Annotated in this window: 6 protein-coding genes; all 6 read right to left on the bottom strand. The window is 35.7% G+C overall.

Annotated elements, in window-relative coordinates:
• On the bottom strand, positions 1 to 350 hold a 350-nt coding region (locus ACW2QF_RS15600), incomplete at its 3' end, for a discoidin domain-containing protein (RefSeq protein ID WP_455716935.1).
• A gap of 131 nt (positions 351 to 481) precedes the next feature.
• Positions 482 to 4,300, bottom strand: a complete 3,819-nt coding sequence (locus ACW2QF_RS15595; protein ID WP_455716934.1) for a galactose-binding domain-containing protein — start codon at positions 4,298 to 4,300, stop codon at positions 482 to 484.
• Between the two features lie 186 nt (positions 4,301 to 4,486).
• Positions 4,487 to 4,702, bottom strand: coding sequence for a helix-turn-helix transcriptional regulator (locus ACW2QF_RS15590; protein ID WP_455716933.1), 216 nt, complete (start codon positions 4,700 to 4,702; stop codon positions 4,487 to 4,489).
• Between the two features lie 35 nt (positions 4,703 to 4,737).
• Positions 4,738 to 6,042 carry a response regulator gene (locus ACW2QF_RS15585; protein WP_455716932.1) on the bottom strand — a complete coding sequence of 435 codons (1,305 nt, stop codon included), beginning with the start codon at positions 6,040 to 6,042 and terminating at the stop codon, positions 4,738 to 4,740.
• Between the two features lie 189 nt (positions 6,043 to 6,231).
• Positions 6,232 to 7,506, bottom strand: coding sequence for a chloride channel protein (locus ACW2QF_RS15580; protein ID WP_455716931.1), 1,275 nt, complete (start codon positions 7,504 to 7,506; stop codon positions 6,232 to 6,234).
• Between the two features lie 77 nt (positions 7,507 to 7,583).
• The coding region (locus ACW2QF_RS15575; protein ID WP_455716930.1) for a hypothetical protein at positions 7,584 to 7,876 on the bottom strand (293 nt) is incomplete at its 5' end.

Here is a 7,876-nt window from a genome sequence, read left to right as displayed (position 1 = left end):
TGATATATACTAGACCAATTAATTTCATCAGAAGATACTAAGATTTCATAGTTCACACCGAAACTAACATTATTTTGCCAACTGATATCCACCTTTGAAACATCAGCTTCTGCCCCTAAATCAACATCTATCCATTGATCTGCTTTATCTGGTTGTGCTCCCCACTGTGTTCCAATTTTACCATCTGTGGCAAAACTTGCAACATCTCCCCCATTTATAGAAGAAGCATATGCGGGTCTCCCTTTCGATAACAGCCATGGCGATGTTGCACCAATTGCTGTATTCATCGGTATGACACTACATAACATTGATAGGGATAATATTCCCGTTAGAAACTTTTTAAATTTCATACATACCTTCCTTTCATATTTTGATATTTTCAATTGCTTATTCAAACAAATCAAAGGGCGTTAAAAATATTTCATTATTTTTACGCCCTTTCACTTTAGTTACTTTATTATTTTATTTAATCATATAACTCTTAATAAACTTCAACTTCCCATAAAGAATATCCATATCCTGTTGCTCTTTGGATTCCTTGAATTCGGATATAGCGAGCACTTATCTTACTGAATTTAAGCTCCTCAATTCCACCTTTTCCATTCGTATTCGTTGTAACTGTAGTGAATATCTTTCCATCTTGTGAGACTTGGATTTCATAGGATTTCCCATATGCTGCTTCCCAGGTCAGAACAACTTTAGAGATATTTTGTGTACTTCCTAGATCTACGCATAACCACTCAGCATCTGATTGATTTGATGCCCATCTAGTATCTGTATTACCATCTGTAGCATTGCTTCCTACAAATGCTCCTTCTACTGAAGAAGTAGTTACCGTCATGCCCTTTGCTAGGTTAACATCACCACTTGGTTCTTCTGGAGTAACTATTACTGTGCCGTCATCAATCCCTAACACTTGAAACTCCCATAGGGAGAAACCGTAGCCTGTCGTTCTAGCAGTTCCATACATTCTAACGTAACGAGCCGAAATTTTATCAAATGTAATATCTTCTGTTCCACCTGATCCATTTTCCTTTTGATATACTGTGGTCCAATTTGATGCATCATTAGAAACTTGAATCTTATAGTCTTTACCAGCTGCAGTTTCCCATACTAATTTAGCTCCAGTTACAGAATATGTTTTACCTAAATCAACATAAATCCATTGTGAATCAGAAAACTCAGATTCCCAACGTGAATTACTATTACCATCTATCGCCATATTAGCAGTGTTGTTACCAGTACTTGAAGAGGCTACTGCAGTTTTCCCAATTGCAAGGTTCGTAGTAACTGCTTCTGGTACTTCCACCTCTTCATCTATAACAACTTTATCATAAACAGGACGATCTGGATCATATCCTTTTGGATTACCTAAATCTCTATAGGTTTCACCTACAGTAGTAAGCTGTCCAGCTTTCACACCGGAATCATAGAAGATACCGCCTGCACCGTTACCGAAATTCTCCGTATTAGCTCCGTCAAATGGGAACCAAGCATATCTCTCTACATAATCTAGTCCATCTAAAATAGGAATGATTTCTTCCATGAATTCTACAATCTTATCTCTTTGCCAGTTATCATCTCCACCAGTCCAATAGAAATCCTGTACCTTAATCCATTGTGCAACACCCCACTCTGTAATCCAGATTGGTTTTCCTGTCATCTCATGTGTTTTTTCCAAGGTTTCTACAAACAAATCAACCAACGGGTAATCTTGATAATAATGTACTGCTGTAAAATCAAAACTTTCCCCTTTTGCTTCCAATGAATCCATGAAAGGGCCGAACCAATCTCCTTCTCCACCTTTCATAAAATACGCTGGGTTTCCTGTCGCAGGTGAACTTAAACGTAATCCAGTATCCTCTAATTCCGTCCAAAGCCCTGCTGCTCTATTAACAGTCATATTGGATTGATCTGGATAATCTGGTTCATTGAACGTTAATAATGTTTTGTAATCCTTATATCCTCCACTCCTTAGCCAATTCCATTCCTTAGCACGGTCTCCTGTACCAGTATCATCACCCCAAATCATTGGTATGAATTCAACAGCATCATCTACGCCCTCTAATTCAAATGGTGACCAATTATAATACCAAGAAAGATTGGTTTTATCGATCATATCAGAACGATTTTGCCAAATACCCATTCCCTTTTTAGAAACAAAAAATGTTCTAATATTTGCAGTTACTGTTTTTTCGCCTCCTTTTAATACAGCAACTATTTTTAATTGATGAGAACTAACTTTTGTTGAATAGAGTTCAAACTCATAAGTATTAGAGCCATTCTCTGTAACACTTCCTACTTTTACCTCATCTAAATAAACATCATATCTTTCTATTTGTTCTTCTAATGCTTTCCAAGTTACAGTGATTGGCCCTGCTGCCACAAGTTGTCCCATCTTTGGATAGATAATAGAATTGTTTTTCCAATCAGCATATGGACCAGTAGCACTTTCTGGTTCTCCTTGATCCTCTGTAGCATCTGGTATCACGACTTTTCCCTGTCCATAAGTTACTACTTGTTGTCTTTCACCAGCAGTTGTTACTGCATCTCCCTTACCATTAATGATATGAGAAATACCTGGATTACCAGCAAGCATTACCGTACAGATATTATGTACACTTACATTATCAGCATCTGGTACTTCTGCAGCATTGGTAAGGTCAATCGTCGCATCTCTATGATAAGAATAGATACCTAACCCATATGCCTCATGGGACTTAACATCATCTGCTAATTTGTAAGACGCATATCCATTAACCGTTCCATCATGGCTCTTCCAGCTTTCTTGATTTGGTATGTCATAAGGTATTTCACTCTGGTAAAAATACAATCGTCCGTAATCACCATTCCATATCGTTTGATACTCATGGAAATGTTCCACGAACAGCCCATACATAGTCATACAGTCGCCATTAATTATAATTCCATTCTCTGTTTTATTCTTATCCCAAGCTACTCCATCTCCATGATCAGCTCTCCATACCCAGAAATTATCACCTATAACATCTTGGCTATTAATAATGACACAAGTTTTGGTCTGTGCAACTTCAGTAGTCGCGCCACCCACACGGAAGAATAAATCACTTAATAGAGTAGGATTATCTACATGTCTTTTTGCTGAATTATCTGCACCTACTTTTAAAAGCGTTTCTGTGTACGCAGGACCTGCATCAAATAATAACCCTGATACACTCACACCATCAACATCAGCAACCTCCATACAAGCATTGTTTCCAGTTGGTATTAAGGTAGCATATCCTAATCCTAATACAACTGTATTAGCGTTCTTTACTTGTATCGCTTTATTTAAATAGTAAATACCTGGTGTAAAGATCAAATTCTTTCCTTGCTCTAAAGCTGTATTTATAGAATCTGCTGTATCTTTATCTGGCTTTGCAATATAAAACTTATCAATGCCAATTGCTGTTCCAGCTTCTTTACCATTAGCCCAAGATACTCCATTAGAATTTTCCTTTACACTTGGAACAAAGACGCTATATTGATCATTGTCGTCTACTGTAAGGTATGGTGTTTCTCTAACAACAGGTGTCTTTTCAACACTAGTGAAATACTGATACCCTGGTTCCTGTTCCCAGTTACTTTCTACCTTGGTACCCGCGTCTTGTACGGTAAGACCTTTATTCATACCAACAAACACTGCATTCCATACGCCGCCAGCCCATGCACCATACTCACTATTTCTAGAACAGTATTGTTGTTGCGACCATGCCACTGCTGTACCTTTTACCACAGTATCAGCTACAAATCCACCGCTTGCCCAACCTTGTCCCCATTGGTCGAGAGCAAGCCACTGCTCGAAATTCATTCTTCTTAATGAAGTTGCTTGTGCTGCTGCCCATGTTGTAGTTTGCTTTACTGAAAAATTAGTAGCACTTCTCCAAAAATTACAAGTCGAATTAGCTCCCATCCAATCAGCATTACAGTCAAGTTCATTTACAACAGTATCCGTAGGTAATGCACCAAGTCCTGCCACTTGTGTATAGAATCCTACCTTTGCCCGAACATTATCATAGGTTCCTTGCTTGAACAACACTGCATATCGTTCTTTCCCGAATTGATTTTTTTCCTGTGTACCGTAGACTTCATCAATAACTGCCTGAATGTCGCTATCAGAATCATCATCATCAAATACATATACATTTGGCCCAAATAAATCCGTTGTATAATCCTTTGATACTGTTGCTGCTTGCACACCAAATGATTCCAATGACATAGACGATAATATCATTGCTATCATTAGTACTACTGAGGAAATTCTTTTTCTTAACTTTTTCATTTTACCCTCTCTTCTGCACTACTTTTTTGTCACGCAAATTTGTATAGTAGTGCAGACACAAATTTGCTGGTTGCTTACCTCTTCAACCAAATCTTAATATGCAGATATCTCTGCATATGTCTTACACACATATCCTATGATAAGTTTTTTTTCTACACAATGGATAAGCCTAACTTCCATAGTATTTTACCTAAAATAGTTTTTTTCTCTATAAACTCTAGGTGAAACTCCAACATATCGATGAAAGACTTTTGAAAAATATCCTGAGTCACGAAACCCAACCCTAAGAGCTACTTGTGATAATTTAACTCTCCTATCTTCTAGCAATTCTTTTGCTGCTTCCATACGTACTTCTGTCAAATATTGCAATACCGTCTTTCCTATCTTTTTTTTGAAAAGCATCATCATATAATTGGGTGTAAGATATACTCTATTTGCTATTTCACTAACCGAAAGATCCGCATTTTATATGATTTATTAATAAAATCCATAATCTCAATAATACTTTTGTTATTAACCGCAAGATTCTCTGCACTTTGATAATATTCTTCTACTTGTTCATATAAATAATCATTACACTCGGCGAGAGTGTCCATAGAATGAATTTTTTCTAATAATATTCCTCTCCTTACATTTTCACTATCATATTTACTATAAAAAGAATGTTCTGCTTCTTCATACAGATAATCCAGTAATTTATAATAAATACCCTTAATGCAGCTAACTAATACTGTGTGTTGTGGCCGCAATTGATAATAAATTCGTTTTATAGACTCATGTGCTTTTTCACGATTACATTCCTTCAAGGCATCTACAAACGACTCCATAAGTGTTTCATCAAAATCCAACTTTTTCTCTTCTTCTTTTACAAAACAACGAACTTGATAGTACCCAAAATAAAAGAATTTTTGTAGATATATAACTGCCGATTCATATGATTTATAAGCTTTATATATATCTGTAGTAGTACTACCGAACACACCACAAATCATATATGTCCTGTCCACGCTTACAAAATCTCTACTTTTCTTCACTACTTCTCTTAAAGTCTCTTCTTCATTACTTTGATAAGCCATAAAAAAGATGATATGAGTAGAGTCTTTTATGAAATGTATATGTTCAATTTCCGAAAAGCAACAATCTAGTGCAGACATTACTTTTTCAATGTTCCTATTTGACTCCTTGTTAACAGTGAATATAGCCGCACATATACGCTCTTTATTTTTCCAATCAAGCCCTAACCAGTTGATATTTTTTAGAATTTTATCTCGATTAGCTACTGGTTCTATCAACTCTTTAGCAAGTTCGTACATTACATAATTCTTATTTTCCAAGTCCATTTGTCGTTTAACTTCCGAATGAAATTGCATAGATTCTAACTTATTTATTGCTTTTTTCACTGCTTCCTCAATTTCTTTCACATGAATTGGCTTTTCTATAAAACCTACTACTTCTAAATCAATTGCCTCCTTTAAATACTCATTCTCTACATGCCCGCTAATAAAAATAATTTGACAAAGTGGATACTTCTCTCTAATATTCTTTGCTAGTTCAATCCCAGTCATTCCAGCCATTCGAATATCTGAAATTATTATGTCTACTCTCTCTGTCCTACTCTTTATCAATGCCTCTTCCCCACTGAAAGCCTCCATAACTTTGGCAACCCCTATTTGCTCCCACTTGATCAATTTATTTATTCCCTTTATGGTAATCTCTTCATCATCCACAATTAGAATATTCAAAATTCGCCCCCCAAAACACATGTTTTTTCTTTCATTATACAAAATAACCAACAGTAATTAAGGTGCTATATTTTCATAAAACATGTAATATTTTAAGAATTTTTCAAAAAAAATAATGCTTTAGGTAATAAGTACTGTATCTTTGTACTTATTACCTAAAGCATTTATTTCTTGTACCTCTCTTATCCTCTATCCATGATCTTTTACATTTCTATTAATATATCTCGCTTTATATTTGGAATACATAATTTTCTGTTCTCCATATAAACCCGAATACCCAGATAGCACATAACTAATGGCTATTGCTAGTAGAAAATACGGTACCGCTTTATAACTAAATAATTCAAAACTTATAAACAACGTTGCAAGAGGACAGTTAGTTACACCACAAAAGAGCACTGCCATGCCAATTGCTGCACATAAAGAAGGAGTAACACCTAATGCACTGCCGATTGCCGAACCTAACGTAGCCCCTACAAATAAGGTAGGTACAATTTCTCCTCCCTTAAATCCTCCTCCAAGGGTTATCGCAGTAAATAGCATCTTAAACAAAAAGGCATATGGAACAATTTCTCCTACGAATGCTCGTTTAATTACATCAATTCCTGCTCCATTATAATCACGATTACCCACAATTAAGGTAAGCGCTATGATACATACACCTGCTACAACAATTCTTATATATGGATTTTTAATTCGGTCATTAAATTCTTTCGATGTTTTATGTAAAATCCAACAGAATAAGGAACTTACTCCTCCTCCTATCACGCTGATTGCTATTACAACACCAAACATCTTCATATCTAATTCAGGTACATATCCAATCTGAAAAGACTCTGGACTAACACCAACAATATCAGATGCAAAATGGGAAGCTACTAAAGAAGCTACTACACATGGTAAAAAGGCTGCATAATACATAACCCCCACTGTAATAACCTCCATTGAAAATACAGCAGCAGCCATTGGTGTACCAAATAGTGCTGAAAATGCAGCACTCATACCACATAGAATTAATATTTTTCGGTCCATTAAATCCATCTTTAGCGTGCGGCCAATTTTGTCTCCGAAACTTCCACCAATCTGCAGTGCCGCGCCTTCACGTCCCGCCGAACCTCCTACTAGATGAGTCAGCACAGTAGCTATGAATATTAAGGGTGCTACCCGAAATGGCACACCACCACTATTATGTACCGTATCAATAACAAGATTTGTTCCCATATCCTTCTTAATACTGAAACTACGATATATCCAGACAATGAATAGCCCCGCAACTGGAAGCAAGAATATAAACCAGTCATATTTTGTTCTTGTTTTTGTTGCGTATTCCATACAAAGACCAAATAAGGACCCGAAGGCTCCTACTAATAAGCCTATTAAAACCGCAAGAACAATCCATTTGATTGACATAAATAATTGTCTTCCATAGTTTTTTACTTTCTTGTACCATTCTAAATCTTTCATCTTTTGAATTCGCCACCTATTATGTAATTTATTCCTATAATATCTAGTATACCTTATAAAATTAATTTTTCAAGATATCACTCTGTAGGAACTGAAGGTACCTCTGGTTTTTCTTTATCTTTTACTAACTTTTGTTTTGATGTAAGATCTAAACTAAAATCCTTTGCTTTATCCGATTTAAGACCTAATATTATCCTTAAATTACCTTTTAAATCTGTTACATCAATACTTACTTCACCATTATCACTAGTAGTAAATACTTTAGAATATAGTATTTCATTTGTGTCTTCACCTAATAAATACAATTGGACACTTCCAGAAGATAATGATATTGTTCCATCTAAGTTTAATTGAATTTCATCATCATTTA

The organism is Anaerosporobacter sp., assembly GCF_965301125.1.
Note: the sequence above shows the minus strand (reverse complement) of the source record. Positions and strands in the feature narration are given on the sequence as shown.

What these genes read in the sequence shown, in the direction of transcription:
- ACW2QF_RS15595 (WP_455716934.1), bottom strand. Translation starts at nt 4,300, where the DNA reads ATGAAAAAGTTAAGAAAAAGAATTTCCTCAGTAGTACTAATGATAGCA.
- ACW2QF_RS15590 (WP_455716933.1), bottom strand. Translation starts at nt 4,702, where the DNA reads ATGCTTTTCAAAAAAAAGATAGGAAAGACGGTATTGCAATATTTGACA.
- ACW2QF_RS15580 (WP_455716931.1), bottom strand. Translation starts at nt 7,506, where the DNA reads ATGAAAGATTTAGAATGGTACAAGAAAGTAAAAAACTATGGAAGACAA.